The sequence below is a fragment of the Rothia nasimurium genome, assembly GCF_042660305.1.
Taxonomy (GTDB): Bacteria; Actinomycetota; Actinomycetes; order Actinomycetales; family Micrococcaceae; genus Rothia; species Rothia nasimurium.
Map to the genome: position 1 here is coordinate 13,697 of NZ_JBHSTW010000025.1, position 17,518 is coordinate 31,214.

The window sequence follows — 17,518 nt, forward strand, 5'->3', positions numbered from 1 at the left end:
TTACTTGACCTCCTCAACCTGAACCAGGTGAGCTACGGTGTTGATCATGCCGCAGGTGACGGGGTCAGCAGTGCGAACAACCTTGTTGCCGGGGCGCTTGAGGCCCAGGGAACGGAGGGTGTCGCGCATGTTCTGCTTCTCACCGACGTAGGACTTGATCTGGGTGATTTCCAGCTTTGCGTCGCTGGGCTGAATACGCTTACCGGTCATTACGCACCTGCCTTTTCAGACTGAGCGACACGCAGGAAGCCGGGGATAACCTCGTCCTGGGGAAGACCACGGCGTGCAGCAACTGCTACAGGCTCTTCGAGCTGACGCAGTGCTTCGATGGTCGCGTGGACAATGTTGATCTGGTTCGATGAACCGAGTGACTTGGACAGAACATCGTGGATGCCTGCTGCCTCAAGTACGGCACGAACGGGACCACCAGCGATAACACCGGTACCAGCGGTAGCGGGGCGGAGCATAACTACGCCTGCTGCTGCTTCACCCTGAACGCGGTGAGGAATGGTGCGGCCTTCAACGCGGGGTACGCGGAAGAAGTTCTTCTTTGCTTCTTCTACACCCTTTGAGATAGCTGCGGGAACTTCCTTCGCCTTGCCGTAGCCAACGCCAACCATACCGTTACCGTCACCAACAACGACGAGTGCGGTGAAGCTGAAGCGACGACCACCCTTGACGACCTTGGAGACGCGGTTGATGGTGACAACGCGCTCGATGAACTTGTCCTTCTCTTCTTCGCGGCCGCGGTTGTTGCGGCGCTCACCGCGGTTGCCGCGGCGTTCGCCGCGCTCGTTACGGCGGGCTTCGCGCTTCTCGGAGGTTTCAGCGGTAGCTTCTGCGGTTGCTTCAGTCACCTGAGTTTCCTTTTCGTTTACAGTCTGCTCGCTCATTAGAGTGCCAGACCTCCTTCGCGTGCGCCTTCTGCAACTGCTGCGACACGGCCGTGGTACTTGTTACCACCGCGGTCGAAGACAACTGCTTCGATGCCTGCTGCCTTGGCACGCTCGGCGACGAGTTCGCCGACGCGCTTTGCCTTAGCGGTCTTGTCCAGCTCTGCTGCGCGCAGGTCTGCTTCCATGGTGGAAGCTGATGCCAGGGTCAGGCCCTTGGTGTCATCGATGACCTGTACGAACATGTGACGAGCTGAGCGGGTGACGGACAGGCGGGGGCGTGCTGCGGTGCCTGAAACGTACTTGCGGACGCGTGCGTGACGGCGTGCGCGCTGTGCTGACTTAGTCTTTACAGCCATTGTTACTTACCAGCCTTTCCGACCTTGCGACGGATCTGCTCGCCTTCGTAGCGAACACCCTTACCCTTGTAGGGATCGGGCTTGCGCAGACCGCGGATGTTAGCGGCTACCTGGCCTACCTGCTGCTTGCTGATACCGGAAACGGTCAGCTTGTTAGCGCCCTCAACAGCGAAGGTGATACCCTCGGGTGCTTCGATGGTGATGGGGTGTGAGTAGCCAAGTGCGAACTCGAGGTCGGAACCCTTAGCGGTTACGCGGTAACCGGTACCAACGATTTCGAGCTTCTTGGAGTAGCCCTCGGTAACACCGATGATCATGTTCTGAATCAGGGTGCGGGTCAGGCCGTGCAGTGAACGTGATGCACGCTCATCGTTCGGGCGGGAAACGGTGACAACACCGTCTTCGAGTGCAACGGTGATGGGAGCAGCAACCTCGTGGGTCAGCTCGCCCTTTGCACCCTTAACAGCAACTACGTTGCCGTCGATCTTTACCTCAACGCCGGCAGGAACCGAGATGGGGAGACGTCCAATACGTGACATTCTTCTTCCTTTCTCTTCTACCGACTACCAGATGTAAGCGACGACTTCGCCGCCAACACCCTTCTTCGCAGCCTGCTTGTCAGTGAGCAGACCTGAAGAGGTTGACAGGATTGCGATGCCGAGGCCACCGTGTACCTGGGGCAGGTTGGTGGACTTTGCGTATACACGCAGACCCGGCTTGGAAATGCGGCGAACGCCTACGATGGAGCGCTCACGTGAGGGGCCGAACTTCAGTTCGAGGGTGAGGGTCTTACCGACCTTTGCTTCCTCTTCCTTGAAGTCAGCGATGTAGCCTTCAGCCTTGAGGATCTCGGCGATGCGAGCCTTGAGCTTGGAGTAAGGCATTGACACGGTGTCGTGATGTGCTGAGTTTGCGTTGCGCAAACGGGTCAGCATATCTGCGACAGGATCTGTCATAGTCATGGTGGGCTGAGCCCTTCCTCGTTATGGTTTCCTCACCGTGATTCGGTGCGGACCTATAACGTAGTCGTTACTGGGTCTTGAACGGGAAGCCGAGTGCCTTCAGAAGCGCACGGCCTTCATCGTCGGTCTTTGCGGTGGTTACTACGGTGATGTCCATACCACGTACGCGATCGATTGAGTCCTGATCGATTTCGTGGAACATGGACTGTTCGGTCAGACCGAAGGTGTAGTTACCGTTACCGTCGAACTGGCGGTCCGAGAGGCCGCGGAAGTCGCGGATACGGGGAAGTGCCAGGGTGACGAGGCGGTCGAGGAATTCCCACATGCGATCGCCACGGAGGGTGACGTGTGCGCCGATGGGCTGACCTTCACGCAGCTTGAACTGTGCGATGGACTTCTTCGCGCGGGTAACGAGCGGCTTCTGACCGGTGATAGCGGTGAGGTCGCGGATAGCACCATCCATGAGCTTCGCGTCCTTAGCAGCTTCACCAACACCCATGTTAACGACGACCTTAACGATCTTCGGTGCCTGCATGACGTTCTCGTACTTGAACTCTTCCTGCAGGGCGGGGGTGACTACTTCGTTGAACTTAGTCTTGAAACGAGGGGTAATCTTTGCTTCGGTCATTAGATGTCCTTACCCGAGCTCTTGGCAACGCGAACGCGAACAGTGCGTTCCTTGCCATTGCGCTCTACGGTCTCGAGGCGGTAACCAACGCGGGTCGGCTTCTTGGTCTCGGGATCAACGATTGCAACGTTTGAAACGTGAATCGGTGCCTCAACCTTTTCGATGCCGCCAGCTTCGCCGGTCATGGGGTTAGCCTTGTTGTGCTTGGTGACGATCTTGACGCCTTCAACCAGCACGCGCTCGGTCTTGGGGAATACCTTCAGAACCTTGCCCTGCTTACCCTTATCTGCACCTGAAATAACCTGTACCAGGTCGCCAGACTTGATCTTAGCCATGAGTTAGAGCACCTCCGGAGCAAGTGAAATGATCTTCATGAACTTCTTGTCGCGCAGTTCGCGGCCAACAGGTCCGAAGATACGGGTGCCACGGGGGTCACCATCGGTGTTCTTGAGAATTACTGCTGAGTTCTCGTCGAACTTGATGTAGGAGCCGTCGGGACGACGAACTTCCTTCTTGGTGCGGACGACTACTGCCTTAACAACGTCGCCCTTCTTTACGGTACCGCCGGGGATTGCGTCCTTGACGGTTGCGACGATGATGTCGCCAATGCCTGCGTAACGACGCTTTGAGCCACCGAGAACACGGATGGTCAGGATTTCCTTCGCACCGGTGTTGTCAGCAACCTTGAGTCGTGACTCCTGCTGAATCATATTTCTCCTGTCGTCTCGCCGGTTCCGACACACGGTATTTTGTGAGCCAGCCTTGCGGAACATTTCTACGGGATGTTGACGCGCCGGTCTCTTACAGCCCTTAGAGAAGTTGAAGAGTTGGCGGACACGCCTGGGCTCCTATCATGCCGACGAACATCTAGACCCGCGTAAGCGGGCGAACCCCGCGTTATGAGCGGCATTATGCTGTGGCACGAAAAGAACCGTGGTTGTGTGGGCATAGAGAACCACACAGAATGAAAACTTTACCACAGCAGGCGCTGCCAGCCTAGAGAGATGCACCACTCTTAGGCAGTGAGATAGCACCCTTAAAAACAGAGAGCTCCCCTCCCCCTCGATTTGAGGGGAAGGGGAGCTCTAGCTAGCTCGTAGCTTTAGTAAACGGAGTGTTTACTTAGCCTTTTCGAGGATCTCGACGATGCGCCAGCGCTTGGAAGCGGAGAGCGGACGAGTCTCGGCCAGGAGAACGAGGTCACCGATACCAGCAGTGTTCTGCTCGTCGTGTGCCTTGATCTTGGAGCTACGGCGCATAACCTTGCCGTACAGGGCGTGCTTTACGCGGTCCTCGACCTCAACGACTACAGTCTTGTCCATCTTGTCGGACACTACGTAGCCGCGGCGAGTCTTGCGGTAGCCGCGCTCTTCAGTCTTTACTTCACTCATGTGATTTAACCTTCGGTTGCGGGACGAATACCGAGCTCGCGTTCACGCAGCACGGTGTAAATACGTGCAATGTCGCGCTTGACCGAGCGGATACGACCGGGATTTTCAAGCTGACCGGTGGCTGCCTGGAAACGGAGGTTGAACAGCTCCTCCTTCGACTCACGCAGCTTCTCTACCAGATTCTCATTGGAGAGCTCTGCCAGCTTGTCGATGCTCAGATCCTTTGATCCAACTGCCATTTCTATTCACCACCTTCGCGACGCACAACGCGTGCCTTCATCGGGAGCTTGTGGATTGCGAGGCGCATAGCTTCACGAGCCACTTCTTCGGATACGCCGGAGAGTTCAAACATGACTCGACCGGGCTTGACGTTTGCGACCCACCATTCGGGTGAACCCTTACCGGAGCCCATACGGGTTTCAGCAGGCTTCTTGGTCAGCGGACGGTCGGGATAAATGTTGATCCAAACCTTACCGCCACGCTTGATGTGACGGGTCATTGCAATACGTGCAGCTTCAATCTGGCGGTTGGTGACGTATGCGGGAGTCAGGGCCTGGATGCCCCACTCGCCGAACGCTACCTCGGTGCCACCCTTAGCCATACCTGAACGCTTGGGGTGATGCTGCTTGCGGTACTTTACTCGACGGGGAATTAGCATTTATGCCTCACCGTTTTCTGCAGTCTTAGCCTCAGCGGGTGCTGAAGCGTTGTCGGAACGACGTTCACGGCGGGGACCACGGCCACCTGCGCGACGACGGTCGCCACCGCGGCCGTTGCCACGACGGTTACCAGCGGCCTGCTGTGCAGCAAGCTCGTTGTCGGTGAGGTCACCCTTGTAGATCCAAACCTTGACGCCGATGCGGCCGAAGGTGGTCTTTGCTTCGAAGAAGCCGTAGTCGATGTTCGCGCGCAGGGTGTGCAGGGGCACACGGCCTTCGCGGTAGAACTCGGAACGTGACATTTCAGCGCCACCCAGACGGCCGGAGCACTGGATACGGATACCCTTTGCGCCTGCACGCTGTGCGGACTGGATTGCCTTCTTCATGGCGCGGCGGAAAGCAACGCGTGAAGCGAGCTGTTCTGCGATGCCCTGTGCAACCAGCTGAGCTGACAGATCGGGGTTAGCAACCTCGAGGATGTTCAGCTGAATCTGCTTGCCGGTTAGCTTCTCGAGCTCACCGCGGATGCGGTCAGCTTCGGTGCCGCGGCGGCCGATAACGATACCGGGACGTGCGGTGTGGATGTCCACACGGACACGGTCACGGGTACGCTCGATTTCGACCTTGGCGATGCCTGCGCGCTCCATGCCCTTGGACAGGAGTTCGCGGATCTTTACATCTTCACGAACGAAGTCTGCGTAGCGTTCGCCTTCCTTGTTGGAGTCAGCGAACCACTTTGAGACGTGGTTGGTGGTGATGCCAAGTCGGAAACCGTTGGGGTTAATTTTCTGACCCATTTAGCGGCCCTCCTCCTTCTCCGGGGTAGCGACTACCACGGTGATGTGGCTGGTGCGCTTGTTGATGCGGAACGCACGGCCCTGGGCACGAGGCTGGAATCGCTTCATGGTGGGACCTTCGTTCGCGTATGCTTCGCTGATGAACAGCTCTTCTTCCTTGAAGGGGACGCCCTGCTGGGCAGCCTTCTGGCGAGCGTTTGCAACAGCTGATGCAACGATCTTGTATACCGGTTCTGAAGCGCCCTGAGGAGCGAACTTCAGAATCGCCAGAGCCTCTTCCGCCTGCTTACCACGGATAAGGTTGATGACGCGGCGTGCCTTCATAGGCGTAACGCGTACGTAAGACGCAGTTGCCTTGGCTTCCATTGCCTATCTCTCTTTCGTCTATTGCCGAAAGGAAAACGTTTCTAAGGTACGGGGTGAACCGTAGCTTAGCGACGCTTACCCTTGCGGTCGTCCTTAACGTGGCCACGGAAAGTACGGGTGGGCGCAAACTCGCCGAGCTTGTGACCAACCATGGACTCAGTGATGAACACGGGTACGTGCTTGCGTCCGTCGTGCACTGCGATGGTGTGACCGAGCATGTCGGGGATAATCATCGAGCGGCGGGACCAAGTCTTGATAACGTTCTTGGTGCCCTTCTCGTTCTGAGCTGCAACCTTTACGAAAAGGTGCTGATCAACGAAAGGGCCCTTCTTCAAACTACGAGGCATGTTTCAGGCTCCTTAGCGCTTCTTGCCAGTACGACGGCGACGAACAATGAGCTTGTCGCTTTCCTTGTTGGGGCGACGGGTACGACCCTCGGGCTTACCGTTGGGGTTAACCGGGTGACGGCCACCTGAGGTCTTACCTTCACCACCACCGTGGGGGTGGTCAACGGGGTTCATGACGACACCGCGGACGGTCGGGCGGATGCCCTTCCAGCGGTTACGGCCGGCCTTACCCCAGTTGATGTTGGACTGCTCGGCGTTACCGACGGAACCGACGGTTGCGCGGCAGCGGACGTCCACGTTGCGGATTTCGCCGGAGGGCAGACGCAGCTGGGCGTACTTGCCTTCCTTAGCGACCAGCTGGATGGATGCGCCAGCGGAGCGGCCCATCTTAGCGCCGCCACCGGGGCGGAGCTCAACAGCGTGAATCACGGTACCAACGGGGATGTTGCGCAGGGGCAGGTTGTTGCCGGGCTTGATGTCGGCAGAGGGACCTGACTCTACGATGTCGCCCTGAGCAAGCTTGTTGGGGGCGATGATGTAACGCTTGGTGCCATCAACGTAGTGGAGCAGAGCGATGCGGGCGGTACGGTTGGGATCGTACTCGATGTGTGCAACGCGTGCGTCGACGCCGTCCTTGTCGTGACGACGGAAGTCGATCAGACGGTACTGGCGCTTGTGGCCACCACCCTTGTGACGGGTAGTGATGCGACCGGTGTTGTTACGGCCGCCCTTCTTGGGGAGCGGACGAACCAGGGACTTTTCCGGGGTTGAGCGGGTGATTTCTGCGAAATCTGAGACGCTCGAGCCGCGGCGACCCGGGGTCGTCGGCTTGTGCTTACGAATACCCATTTAGATATTTCTTTCCTTCGCTAAAGTGGTCTCCGGTGCTTATGCAGCCGGACCGCCGAAGAGGTCGATTGAACCTTCCTTGAGGGTTACAATCGCACGCTTGGTGTTCTTACGAGCACCCCAACCGAAACGGGTGCGCTTGCGCTTGCCCTGACGGTTAGCGGTGTTGATGGAAGCAACCTTGACATCGAAGATGGTCTCGATGGCCTGCTTGATTTCCAGCTTGTTGGAGCGGGGGTCTACGAGGAAGGTGTACTTACCTTCGTCGAGCTGACCGTAGCTCTTTTCCGACACGACGGGAGCGATGATCACGTCGCGGGGATCCTTGAAAGTTGAGGTGGTAACAGACATTACTTAGCAGCCTCTTTCTTAGCCTTGGAAGCAACTGCGACGAATACGTCGTAGGCATCCTTGGTGAAGATGACGTCGTCTGAGATCAGAACATCGTAGGTGTTCAGCTGATCTGCGTAGATGACGTGAACGTTCTCAAGGTTGCGTGCTGACAGTGCTACCAGGTCGTCCTTGCGGTCGATGACAACCAGTGCGTTCTTGCGGCTGGTGATCTCTGCGATTGCTGCCTTTGCTGCCTTGGTGGAGGGCTTGGTGCCTTCTACCAGAGCTTCGACAACGTGAACGCGGTCGTGACGAGCGCGATCTGAGAGAGCGCCGCGCAGTGCAGCTGCAATCATCTTCTTGGGGGTACGCTGTGCGTAGCTACGCGGGGTCGGGCCGTGTACGATGCCACCACCGGTCATGTGGGGTGCACGGATTGAGCCCTGACGTGCGCGGCCGGTGCCCTTCTGCTTGAAAGGCTTGCGACCTGCGCCGGAAACTTCGCCGCGGTTCTTGGTCTTGTGGGTACCCTGGCGTGCTGCTGCGAGCTGGGCTACTACTACCTGGTGAAGCAGGGGAATAGAGGCCTGAGCGTCGAAGATGTCAGCGGGCAGGTCTACCTTTACGGTCTTGACAGCCATGGTTTATTAGGCTCCCTTCACAGCGGTGCGAACCAGAACAACGCCGCCCTTAGGACCGGGGATAGCACCCTTGATCAGAAGAACGTTGTTTTCGGCGTCTACACCCTGAATAGTGAGGTTCATGGTGGTGTGGCGTGCAGCGCCCATACGGCCTGCCATGCGCATACCCTTGAAAACGCGTGCGGGGTATGATGCGCCACCGATTGAGCCGGGCTTACGGTGGTTCTTGTGGGCACCGTGTGATGCACCTACACCTGCGAAGCCGTGACGCTTCATAACACCGGCGAAGCCCTTACCCTTGGTCTTGCCAACTACGTCGACCTTCTGGCCTGCTTCGAAGAGCTCAACGGTCAGTTCCTGACCGAGTGAGTATTCAGCGGCGTCTGAGGTACGCAGTTCAACGAGGTGACGGCGAGGAGTTACGCCTGCCTTCTCGAAGTGACCGGCGAGGGGCTTGGTTACCTTGCGAGCTTCGATTGCACCGAAACCGATCTGGATAGCTTCGTAGCCATCGGTCTCAGCGTTGCGCAGCTGGGTAATAACGTTGGAATCGGCCTTGACGACAGTAACGGGCACGAACTTGCCGTTTTCGTCCCAGACCTGGGTCATGCCAAGCTTGGTGCCCAGCAGGCCCTTAACCTGGCGCTCGAACTTGTTAGTCATTTAGATGCGATCCTCTACAGCTTGATTTCGATGTTTACGTCTGCCGGAAGGTCAAGACGCATGAGGGCATCAACAGCCTTGGGGGTCGGATCAACGACGTCGATCAGACGCTTGTGCGTGCGCATTTCGAAGTGCTCGCGGCTGTCCTTGTACTTGTGAGGCGAACGGATAACACAGTAAACGTTCTTTTCGGTGGGCAGCGGCACGGGGCCTACTACCGTCGCGCCTGCACGCGTAACTGTCTCAACGATTTTCCGAGCTGAAGAATCAATGACCTCGTGGTCGTATGACTTCAGACGGATGCGGATTTTCTGTCCCGCCATCTGTCGGACTCTCTTTCTTGTCTACTTCCCTGTAACGGAGCGGTTGCTCCTTTATCTGGCGCTTGAGGTAAAGAGATGATTCTTCGTCTCTTTCGCGCCACCTCTGCGTAGGCTGAATCCGACGTTTGCCGGGTTCCTCACCCTACCGAGGCACCGACCCCCGAACTCGGGCGTGTCGCTTTTTTGCCAGGGCAAAAAGGAGCGCACTTTTCCCTCGAACTGATCGATTGGGTCATATTTGGGCTTACCTTCACCCGATTCGAGAAGGAATCAGGGCTACTTTCACGGGGTAAGCGCTTGAACAACGTTATCCATCTTGCCAGAGTCCAAGCTTCCCCGCAAGGTTTTTCTGTGCGAAGTGCCCAGCCCCACATTCAGCCCGCTTTTCCTTTCATCTTCTACTCAATCACGGGCGTCCGCGCACTGCATAGAAGAGGGAAGAAGCCTGTCATATACCGAGCAATAGTGCGCGTCCTCACTAGGATAAAGCTATGAGCACACACCCAGATTTCCGGCCCCAATCTCACCGACACTCTAGTGAGAATATCCTGCTCAATATCGGTCTATACCTGGGCAGTCTTCTGATTATCAGCGCCGCCGGGCTTCTGGCCACCTCTCTGGCCACAGCGCCGCAACAGGCCTTTTTGCTGTCTGCTCTTGCCGCCCTCTTCTATACAGCGGGGCTGGGCACCTTTCGTTGGGTTCCCAAGCTGCGGCTGGCGTCCTATGCTTTTACCGGTACGGCGCTAGCTCTTATCCCTCTGTGCGGGTTCGCTTTCTACACCCTCATCTGGCCGGAGTCAGGGCCTCTACTCTGGTTACTGGTTTCCTGCATCGGCACTCTTGCCGCCTGTGGCGCCCTAGCCCTGATGCAGGCCCGGGTTATGAGCTACCTGGCCCTAGCATTTCTGGTCTCTGACGTCCTGGCCATGTCAAAGAACCTGCAGGTCGCACTCATCTGGTATTTCGTTGCTCTCCTCGTCCTTGCAACCGCCCTTACGCTCTGGTTGCGGGCTTTCCAGGACCGCATGCCTACTCAACTTGCCGCGGGTTTTCTCGATGCTTCTCGTGTCTTCGTTCCGGCAACTGTAGGCGCCGCCCTTTTCTACACCAGCCTGGCGCCCTGGGAAATCAGCATCATTGCGGCATTGGCGACCCTTTATTCAGGAGCCCAGCTCAGGCAACCGCCCACCTGGCTCTACTACCTCCAGGCCCGCATCTATTCCTTTCTAGCGGTAGTTGCCCTAACTCTGTGGCTTCATGAACGCAGCGTCACCCCGCTGCCTTTCTCTATTCCTGTTGCCTTTTTCCTGCTGGCAAGTGCGCTCGTACTGGCTGGGACCAGGCTTCCCCTACCCTGGCGGGTGGACATCGATGCTTGGATCACCTGGGCACTAGCCCAGCCCTTCCTTGCTTCTGCTCTCGCATGGCTCATAGACCAGATGCAGGCAATTCCCACCTTTATTGATACCGCTCCCACAACACCGCTGACTTCTTTCACGCAGGAGAATCTTTCAAGCACTGTGCTTCTGGGCCTCATCAGCCTCGCCAACTGCGCCTCTCTCGGCATTTTGGCCTACCGCACCCAGCTCAGTCAGCATCTTCCCCTAGGTGCCTTAGCTCTGGCGTGGATAGGATTTTTCGTTCTACCGCCGGCTCCCCTAGCGGTTACTCTCCTCCTGCTCGGGGCTTTCTGCCTGCCAGCAGCGAGCGGTAGTGCTCAAGCAATCGACGTCCGCAACGCTACCAGCTTGCGCTCCGTCCGTTGGGCCCAGTTCGCCACGCTCACGCTTACTGCTGTCGCGGTACTTTCTCTAGGGTTCGTAGCGGGCAGTCCCCGTTACCTTGGGTTAGTCCTCCTGGCGGCAGGAGCATCCGCCAGCTATCTCCTAGCCGAGCTGCTCCTGCGTTCCCGGGTAACAAAACCTGCTGCACTCCACAGGCGTCTTCCTGTCTCCCAGACCTTCCCCTTTTTTGCTCTCCTCACGGGCCTTCTCGGAACAACGGCAGCTATTACGATGCGCCCCTCAGTATCGTTGACCTTCATGGCTCATACCGAACCGATAGGGTACGGCATTCATAGCCTTGGACTCGGTATTTATACTGGGCTGGCCCTCTGCGCTGCCCTTCTCACCCTGAGCAGGTCTCTGGGTACCCACACAATGCAGGGCAGGACTGCTACTCCCCTCACTTCTCCCTACAGTAAGGACGCCCCAGCCCAGCTACGCTCCCCTAGCGGCCTTGAATCGGTAGGGCTTTTGACCACGTTCTATGTGGTTGTGCCCCTTGCGCTCATCATGCTGTGCACAGGTCCGCTACCGGCTGAGTACAATCTTCTCACCCTGGCAGTTGCGGCGGCAGGCGTCCTGGCTGCTCTCCCCCTGCTTAATCATTTAGCACGTTCTCATGCTCTGGTTACCTTGAGGATCTACTTGGTGGGCGCCGCTGTCGTGCTGATGAGTTTTTCTTCCTTCACCGGTCGTAGCCTGTTGTTGCTCCTCCTTAGCTTTACCGCAGCCCTTGCCCTGAGCTCCATACTCTTGCTCTTTGATAGAACTCCGTCTCAGAGCCCGGTGGAGTACATCCTGGGTCTTTGCTTGAGCTGGAGTTCTGCCGCAGTGGCCCTATTCCTTATTGATACCGCTTGGAACCCGAGCACGGCTCTTGGCTCCCTCATACTCCTGGCGCTTGCTCTCACCTGGCTGCGAGTACCACGCACCCAGGGCGTCCTGGCTGCCCAGTCAGCCCTTATCTCGGTTGCCCTCACCACGGGCCTAGCTACCCTGCTATGGGGGCTCACCAGCCTCAGCAACGTCGCTGTTCTGACCTGGATTACGGTGAGCATTCTAGTAACTACAACCCTGTTGGCAGCTCTAGCCCCGGCAGCACAAGCTGCCCGTCCTCCTGTTCCGGGTCGTGTGCCTCTGCGCGTACGCCCTGCTGACCCGCTAGGACGGTGGGGCTACCAGCACAACCGGGCCATGTCACTCACCGGTCTGATTATCGCTCACTTCACCGGGCTCTACCCCTACTTCTCCGATGAAAGCTTCCCGCTCTCGCTGGTTCTTATTCTGCTTTTCACCCTAGCCTGGTTCCTGCTGGTCTCCCCTGCCGCCCGGCCCGCAATCCTGCTTCTAGGGCTCAATAACCTGCTCCTGAAGACCCTGCTCTATCACGATATGGATAACGGGGTGTTCTACTTCTTCCAGGCCCTCACCCTCAGCTGTGCACTTTTGGCCATGGTAGGCCGCCCTGATGTGCTACCGATATGGATGCGTGCCCAGCCTGCTGGCGTCCCGCGTCTGAGCAATCGCCCTGCCCGTCTTTTCTGGTTAGCCTTTAGCGCCCAGGTCTTCTATAGCCTGCTCATTCTCCCTTTCAACTATCCCTATCTAGCCCCCTACGATACGATTTTGCTGCTTGCTGCCACCGGCACGCTTCTCGGGGCCTCCGCCATGGTAGGGAAAAAGTTGGCTCCTCCCCTCACGGCTCTACTGCTGACCTACCAGGTGCTCTATGTCTTAGACGGTTTAAATGCCTGGTCGCTCCTCTTCCTGGGCTTTGTTCTCATGGGGCTCGTTATCTGGCGGCTCCTTGCTCGGGCAGAAGAACCTGCAATGCAGCCTCAAGCCCAGAGCCAGAGCCAGCCTCAGAACCAGGTCCAGCCCCAGAGCCAGGGCAATCGTGAGACTCCGGTTATCCCCTGGGCTAAGCATCAATAGACACGCTGCTTATCAGGGGCTCATCAAGAAACAAAAAAGGGGCTGGCCCCCGCAGATTGCTCTGCGGGGGCCAGCCCTCTATCGCCCTCCGCTAGCTGGACGCTAGCAGGAGTTCAGATCGGGAAGTAAGGAACTTACTTGATGATCTTGGTAACGCGACCTGAACCAACGGTGCGGCCACCTTCGCGGATTGCGAAGCCGAGGCCCTCTTCCATTGCGATTTCCTGGATGAGCTCAACGGTCATCTCAGTGTTGTCGCCGGGCATAACCATTTCGGTGCCCTCGGGAAGGGTGATAACACCGGTAACGTCGGTGGTGCGGAAGTAGAACTGGGGGCGGTAGTTCGAGTAGAAGGGGTTGTGGCGGCCGCCTTCATCCTTGGAAAGGATGTAGACGTTAGCCTCGAACTGGGTGTGGGGGGTGATTGAGCCGGGCTCAACAACAACCTGGCCACGCTCTACGTCGTCGCGCTTCAGACCGCGAAGCAGCAGACCACAGTTCTCGCCTGCCCATGCTTCGTCGAGCTGCTTGTGGAACATCTCGATACCGGTAACGGTGGTCTTCTGGATGGGGCGGATACCAACGATCTCAACTTCGGAGTTGATCTTCAGGGTACCGCGCTCGGCGCGACCGGTAACAACGGTACCGCGACCGGTGATGGTGAAGACGTCTTCGATGGGCATGAGGAAGGGCTTGTCCTTCTCACGAACGGGGTCCGGAATGTAGTTGTCAACCTCGTCCATGAGCTCTTCAACCTTAGCAACCCACTCGGGGTCACCTTCGAGAGCCTTCAGAGCGGAAACGCGAACAACGGGAGCGTTGTCACCGTCGAACTCCTGTGAGGAGAGCAGTTCGCGAACTTCCATTTCAACGAGGTCGAGCAGTTCCTCGTCCTCAACCATGTCTGACTTGTTCAGAGCAACGAGCAGGGTGGGAACGCCAACCTGGCGAGCCAGCAGAACGTGCTCGCGGGTCTGAGCCATGGGGCCGTCGGTGGCAGCAACAACGAGGATTGCGCCGTCCATCTGAGCAGCACCGGTGATCATGTTCTTGACGTAGTCAGCGTGACCGGGGGCGTCAACGTGTGCGTAGTGACGCTTCTCGGTCTGGTACTCGATGTGAGCAATGTTGATGGTAATACCGCGCTGGCGCTCTTCAGGAGCGGAGTCGATCATACCGAAGTCGCGCTGCTCGTTCAGGTCAGGGTACTTGTCAGCCAGAACCTTGGAGATTGCAGCGGTCAGGGTGGTCTTACCGTGGTCAACGTGACCGATGGTACCGACGTTTACGTGAGGCTTGGAGCGCTCGAACTTAGCCTTAGCCAAGAGTATTCCTCCTATAGAGAAGATTTGAGAACCTGCACTCGGGTTTCACACCGGCGCACTCCGCCGTAAAAGGCGGTCTAGCTACCACAATAGCGGATAAGGCCGGTGGGGCGAAACCCGAAGACGGGTTCAATTACAAGGTTTTTTGAAAAGCGGTGCGGCTCACACGGGGTGAGCCGCACCCGGGTGAGAATTACTCGCCGCGGCTCTTCTGGATGATTTCATCAGCGACGTTCTTGGGAACCTCAGCGTAGCTGTCGAACTCCATGGAGAAGACTGCACGACCCTGGGTCTTTGAACGGAGGTCACCGATGTAACCGAACATTTCTGACAGCGGTACAAGAGCGTGAACGATCTTGACGCCTGCTGCATCTTCCATGGACTGAATCTGACCACGACGTGAGTTCAGGTCACCGATAACGTCGCCCATGTAGTCCTCGGGGGTACGTACTTCAACAGCCATCAGGGGCTCCAGCAGGACGGGAGCAGCGCGACGTGCGCCTTCCTTGAAGACCATTGAACCAGCGATCTTGAAGGCCATTTCAGACGAGTCAACATCGTGGTAAGCACCGTCGATCAGGGTTGCCTTGACACCAACAACGGGGTAGCCAGCGAGGATACCGAGCTGCATTGCGTCCTGGATACCGGCGTCAACGGAGGGGATGTATTCGCGGGGAACACGACCACCGGTGACGACGTTGTCGAACTCGTAGAGCTCTTCAGCATCGAGGGCGATGGGTTCGAAGGAGACCTGAACCTTCGCGAACTGACCGGAACCACCGGTCTGCTTCTTGTGGGTGTAGTCGACCTTCTCGACCTTCTTGGTGATGGTTTCGCGGTAAGCAACCTGGGGCTTACCAACGTTAGCCTCAACCTTGAATTCGCGCTTCATACGGTCAACGATGATGTCGAGGTGGAGCTCGCCCATGCCGCCGATTTCGGTCTGGCCGGTTTCTTCGTTGAGTGAAACGGTGAAGGTGGGGTCTTCAGCAGACAGCTTCTGGATAGCGGTTGACATCTTCTCCTGGTCGCCCTTGGTCTTGGGCTCGATGGCCACGAAGATCACGGGGGCGGGGAAGGTCATGGATTCCAGAACTACGGGGTTAGCAGTGTCGCAGAGGGTGTCACCGGTGGTGGTGTCCTTCAGACCGATTGCTGCGTAGATGTGACCTGCCTGGATCTCTTCAACAGGGTTCTCCTTGTTGGAGTGCATCTGGAAGAGCTTACCGATACGTTCCTTCTTACCCTTGGTGGCATTCAGAACCTGCTGGCCCTGTTCTGCCTTACCGGAGTAAACGCGGATGTAGGTCAGCTGACCGTAGAAGGGGTGTGCTGCAACCTTGAAGGCCAGAGCTGCGAAGGGCTCGTCAGCTGAGGGCTTACGGGTTACCTCAACCTCTTCATCAGAGGGCAGGTGGCCGATCATCGCGGGGACGTCCAGCGGTGAGGGCAGGTAGTCGAGAACTGCGTCGAGCATGGGCTGAACACCGCGGTTCTTGAATGCTGAGCCACAGAAGACGGGGTAGGCTTCGTTAGCAACGGTCAGGGCGCGAACGCCTGCCTTGATTTCCTCGATGGTCAGTTCGCCCTCTTCGAGGTACTTTTCCATGAGGTCTTCAGAGGCTTCTGCTACGTTTTCAACGAGCTCGGCACGGTACTGTTCTGCCTTTTCCTGCAGGTCAGCGGGGATTTCCTGGATTTCGTAGGAAGCACCCATGGTAACGTCACCCTTGGCATCGCCGGGCCAGACGTAGGCCTGCATGGTGAGCAGGTCAACGACGCCGATGAAGTCGTTTTCAGCGCCGATGGGCAGCTGCATAACGAGGGGCTTAGCGCCGAGGCGCTTGACGATGGTGTCTACGGTGAAGTAGAAGTCTGCACCCAGCTTGTCCATCTTGTTGACGAAGCAGATGCGGGGAACTTCGTACTTGTCAGCCTGGCGCCAAACGGTTTCAGACTGGGGCTCAACGCCTTCCTTGCCGTCGAACACTGCAACAGCGCCGTCGAGGACGCGCAGTGAACGCTCAACTTCAACGGTGAAGTCAACGTGGCCGGGGGTGTCGATGATGTTGATCTGGTTGTTCTTCCAGAAGCAGGTGGTTGCCGCGGAGGTAATGGTAATACCGCGTTCCTGTTCCTGAGCCATCCAGTCCATGGTGGACGCACCGTCGTGGGTTTCACCGATCTTGTGGTTGATACCGGTGTAGAAGAGGATGCGTTCGGTGGTGGTGGTCTTACCGGCGTCAATGTGCGCCATAATACCGATGTTGCGGACCTTATTCAGGTCGGTAAGCACGTCTAGTGCCACTTTGTTCTCCCTTGTGAGAAACTCCGAAAGCCTGCCGCTATGTACGTATGTAATAACGGCAGGCTACGAAGAAATTACCAGCGGTAGTGTGCGAAGGCCTTGTTGGACTCGGCCATCTTGTGAGTGTCTTCGCGACGCTTCACAGCGGCACCGAGACCGTTGGATGCATCCAGGATCTCGTTCATGAGACGCTCGGTCATGGTCTTCTCGCGGCGGAGCTTTGAGAAGCCAACGAGCCAGCGCAGGGCCAGAGCGGTTGCGCGGCCTGCACGAACTTCGACGGGGACCTGGTAGGTCGCGCCGCCAACGCGGCGTGAGCGAACCTCGAGTGAAGGCTTGACGTTGTCCATTGCCTTCTTGAGGGTTACTACGGGGTCTGCACCGGTCTTCTGGGCAACGCCTTCGAGGGCACCGTAAACGATGCGCTCAGCGGTTGACTTCTTGCCGTCCAGCAGAACCTTGTTGATGAGCTGGGTAACCAGCGGTGAGCCGTAAACGGGGTCGTTTACGAGGGGACGCTTAGGAGCGGGACCCTTACGAGGCATTACTTCTTCTCCTTCTTTGCGCCGTAGCGTGAACGAGCCTGACCGCGGCCCTTAACGCCCTGGGTATCCAGTGCGCCACGTACAATCTTGTAACGAACACCGGGGAGGTCCTTCACACGACCACCGCGAACGAGCACGATGGAGTGTTCCTGAAGGTTGTGGCCCTCACCGGGGATGTATGCGGTAACCTCGACGCCGCCGTTGAGCTTAACACGTGCGACCTTACGCAGTGCTGAGTTCGGCTTCTTCGGGGTGGTGGTGTATACACGGGTGCATACGCCACGCTTCATGGGGTTGCCCTTAAGTGCGGGCGCCTTGGTCTTTACGACCTTGGGTGCACGGCCCTTACGGACCAACTGCTGAATTGTAGGCACTTGTTCTCCGTTTGGTATCGGCGGCCCCGTTAG

General features: G+C 57.6%; 24 protein-coding genes. 1 reads left to right on the plus strand and 23 read right to left on the minus strand.

The window, feature by feature from the left end; genetic code table 11:
• From rpmD to rpsJ, 19 genes are all read right to left on the minus strand, one after another.
• Positions 1-210, minus strand: coding sequence for a 50S ribosomal protein L30 (rpmD, locus tag ACFP6B_RS10080; protein ID WP_135013749.1), 210 nt, complete (start codon positions 208-210; stop codon positions 1-3).
• Complete coding sequence (rpsE, locus tag ACFP6B_RS10085) at positions 210-893, minus strand: 30S ribosomal protein S5 (RefSeq protein ID WP_135013748.1); 684 nt, start codon at positions 891-893, stop codon at positions 210-212. Before rpsE ends, rpmD begins: the two co-directional genes overlap by 1 nt.
• Positions 893-1,252, minus strand: coding sequence for a 50S ribosomal protein L18 (gene rplR, locus ACFP6B_RS10090; protein ID WP_135013747.1), 360 nt, complete (start codon positions 1,250-1,252; stop codon positions 893-895). The genes rpsE and rplR overlap by 1 nt, the downstream gene beginning before the upstream one ends.
• A gap of 2 nt (positions 1,253-1,254) precedes the next feature.
• Positions 1,255-1,791, minus strand: coding sequence for a 50S ribosomal protein L6 (gene rplF / locus ACFP6B_RS10095; RefSeq protein WP_185174283.1), 537 nt, complete (start codon positions 1,789-1,791; stop codon positions 1,255-1,257).
• A gap of 24 nt (positions 1,792-1,815) precedes the next feature.
• Complete coding sequence (gene rpsH, locus ACFP6B_RS10100; RefSeq protein WP_135013745.1) at positions 1,816-2,214, minus strand: 30S ribosomal protein S8; 399 nt, start codon at positions 2,212-2,214, stop codon at positions 1,816-1,818.
• A gap of 67 nt (positions 2,215-2,281) precedes the next feature.
• Positions 2,282-2,842, minus strand: coding sequence for a 50S ribosomal protein L5 (gene rplE, locus ACFP6B_RS10105; protein ID WP_135013744.1), 561 nt, complete (start codon positions 2,840-2,842; stop codon positions 2,282-2,284).
• Positions 2,842-3,177 carry a 50S ribosomal protein L24 gene (rplX, locus tag ACFP6B_RS10110; RefSeq protein ID WP_185174282.1) on the minus strand — a complete coding sequence of 112 codons (336 nt, stop codon included), beginning with the start codon at positions 3,175-3,177 and terminating at the stop codon, positions 2,842-2,844. The genes rplE and rplX overlap by 1 nt, the downstream gene beginning before the upstream one ends.
• A 3-nt stretch (positions 3,178-3,180) precedes the next feature.
• Positions 3,181-3,552 (minus strand): 50S ribosomal protein L14, encoded by a 372-nt coding sequence (rplN, locus tag ACFP6B_RS10115; protein ID WP_135013742.1) that lies wholly within the window; start codon positions 3,550-3,552, stop codon positions 3,181-3,183.
• 408 nt (positions 3,553-3,960) lie between these two features.
• Positions 3,961-4,233, minus strand: a complete 273-nt coding sequence (gene rpsQ, locus ACFP6B_RS10120; RefSeq protein ID WP_083090724.1) for a 30S ribosomal protein S17 — start codon at positions 4,231-4,233, stop codon at positions 3,961-3,963.
• A gap of 5 nt (positions 4,234-4,238) precedes the next feature.
• Complete coding sequence (gene rpmC / locus ACFP6B_RS10125; RefSeq protein WP_083090723.1) at positions 4,239-4,472, minus strand: 50S ribosomal protein L29; 234 nt, start codon at positions 4,470-4,472, stop codon at positions 4,239-4,241.
• A 2-nt stretch (positions 4,473-4,474) separates the two neighbouring features.
• Positions 4,475-4,891 (minus strand): 50S ribosomal protein L16, encoded by a 417-nt coding sequence (gene rplP, locus ACFP6B_RS10130; RefSeq protein ID WP_135012890.1) that lies wholly within the window; start codon positions 4,889-4,891, stop codon positions 4,475-4,477.
• A complete protein-coding gene (gene rpsC / locus ACFP6B_RS10135) occupies positions 4,892-5,689 on the minus strand; it encodes a 30S ribosomal protein S3 (protein ID WP_185174281.1) in 798 nt (265 codons plus the stop codon).
• Positions 5,690-6,055 (minus strand): 50S ribosomal protein L22, encoded by a 366-nt coding sequence (rplV, locus tag ACFP6B_RS10140; protein WP_083090720.1) that lies wholly within the window; start codon positions 6,053-6,055, stop codon positions 5,690-5,692. It abuts the gene before it with no gap.
• 65 nt (positions 6,056-6,120) lie between these two features.
• Positions 6,121-6,402 (minus strand): 30S ribosomal protein S19, encoded by a 282-nt coding sequence (gene rpsS / locus ACFP6B_RS10145; protein WP_083090719.1) that lies wholly within the window; start codon positions 6,400-6,402, stop codon positions 6,121-6,123.
• Between the two features lie 12 nt (positions 6,403-6,414).
• A complete protein-coding gene (gene rplB / locus ACFP6B_RS10150; RefSeq protein ID WP_135012888.1) occupies positions 6,415-7,251 on the minus strand; it encodes a 50S ribosomal protein L2 in 837 nt (278 codons plus the stop codon).
• A 39-nt stretch (positions 7,252-7,290) separates the two neighbouring features.
• Positions 7,291-7,602, minus strand: coding sequence for a 50S ribosomal protein L23 (gene rplW, locus ACFP6B_RS10155; protein ID WP_135012887.1), 312 nt, complete (start codon positions 7,600-7,602; stop codon positions 7,291-7,293).
• Complete coding sequence (gene rplD, locus ACFP6B_RS10160; protein ID WP_135012886.1) at positions 7,602-8,225, minus strand: 50S ribosomal protein L4; 624 nt, start codon at positions 8,223-8,225, stop codon at positions 7,602-7,604. Before rplD ends, rplW begins: the two co-directional genes overlap by 1 nt.
• 6 nt (positions 8,226-8,231) lie before the next feature.
• A complete protein-coding gene (gene rplC, locus ACFP6B_RS10165) occupies positions 8,232-8,888 on the minus strand; it encodes a 50S ribosomal protein L3 (protein WP_135012885.1) in 657 nt (218 codons plus the stop codon).
• Positions 8,889-8,902: 14 nt separating this feature from the next.
• Positions 8,903-9,211 (minus strand): 30S ribosomal protein S10, encoded by a 309-nt coding sequence (gene rpsJ / locus ACFP6B_RS10170; protein ID WP_068169589.1) that lies wholly within the window; start codon positions 9,209-9,211, stop codon positions 8,903-8,905.
• A gap of 491 nt (positions 9,212-9,702) precedes the next feature.
• Between rpsJ and ACFP6B_RS10175 the strand changes: the two genes are divergently transcribed.
• Positions 9,703-12,933 (plus strand): hypothetical protein, encoded by a 3,231-nt coding sequence (locus ACFP6B_RS10175; protein ID WP_377129704.1) that lies wholly within the window; start codon positions 9,703-9,705, stop codon positions 12,931-12,933.
• Between the two features lie 134 nt (positions 12,934-13,067).
• Here the strand turns inward: ACFP6B_RS10175 and tuf are convergent, their stop codons facing one another.
• The 4 genes from tuf to rpsL form a co-directional block, all read right to left on the minus strand.
• Positions 13,068-14,258 (minus strand): elongation factor Tu, encoded by a 1,191-nt coding sequence (gene tuf, locus ACFP6B_RS10180; protein WP_185174279.1) that lies wholly within the window; start codon positions 14,256-14,258, stop codon positions 13,068-13,070.
• A gap of 193 nt (positions 14,259-14,451) precedes the next feature.
• Entirely contained in the window at positions 14,452-16,566 is a 2,115-nt protein-coding gene (gene fusA, locus ACFP6B_RS10185; protein ID WP_237185977.1) for an elongation factor G, read from the minus strand.
• 74 nt (positions 16,567-16,640) lie between these two features.
• Positions 16,641-17,111 carry a 30S ribosomal protein S7 gene (rpsG, locus tag ACFP6B_RS10190; protein ID WP_135012878.1) on the minus strand — a complete coding sequence of 157 codons (471 nt, stop codon included), beginning with the start codon at positions 17,109-17,111 and terminating at the stop codon, positions 16,641-16,643.
• The gene (gene rpsL, locus ACFP6B_RS10195) at positions 17,111-17,485 is read right to left on the minus strand and encodes a 30S ribosomal protein S12 (RefSeq protein ID WP_083090707.1); all 375 of its coding nucleotides are present in this window, start codon (positions 17,483-17,485) and stop codon (positions 17,111-17,113) included. Before rpsL ends, rpsG begins: the two co-directional genes overlap by 1 nt.
• Between the last annotated feature and the right edge of the window lie 33 nt (positions 17,486-17,518).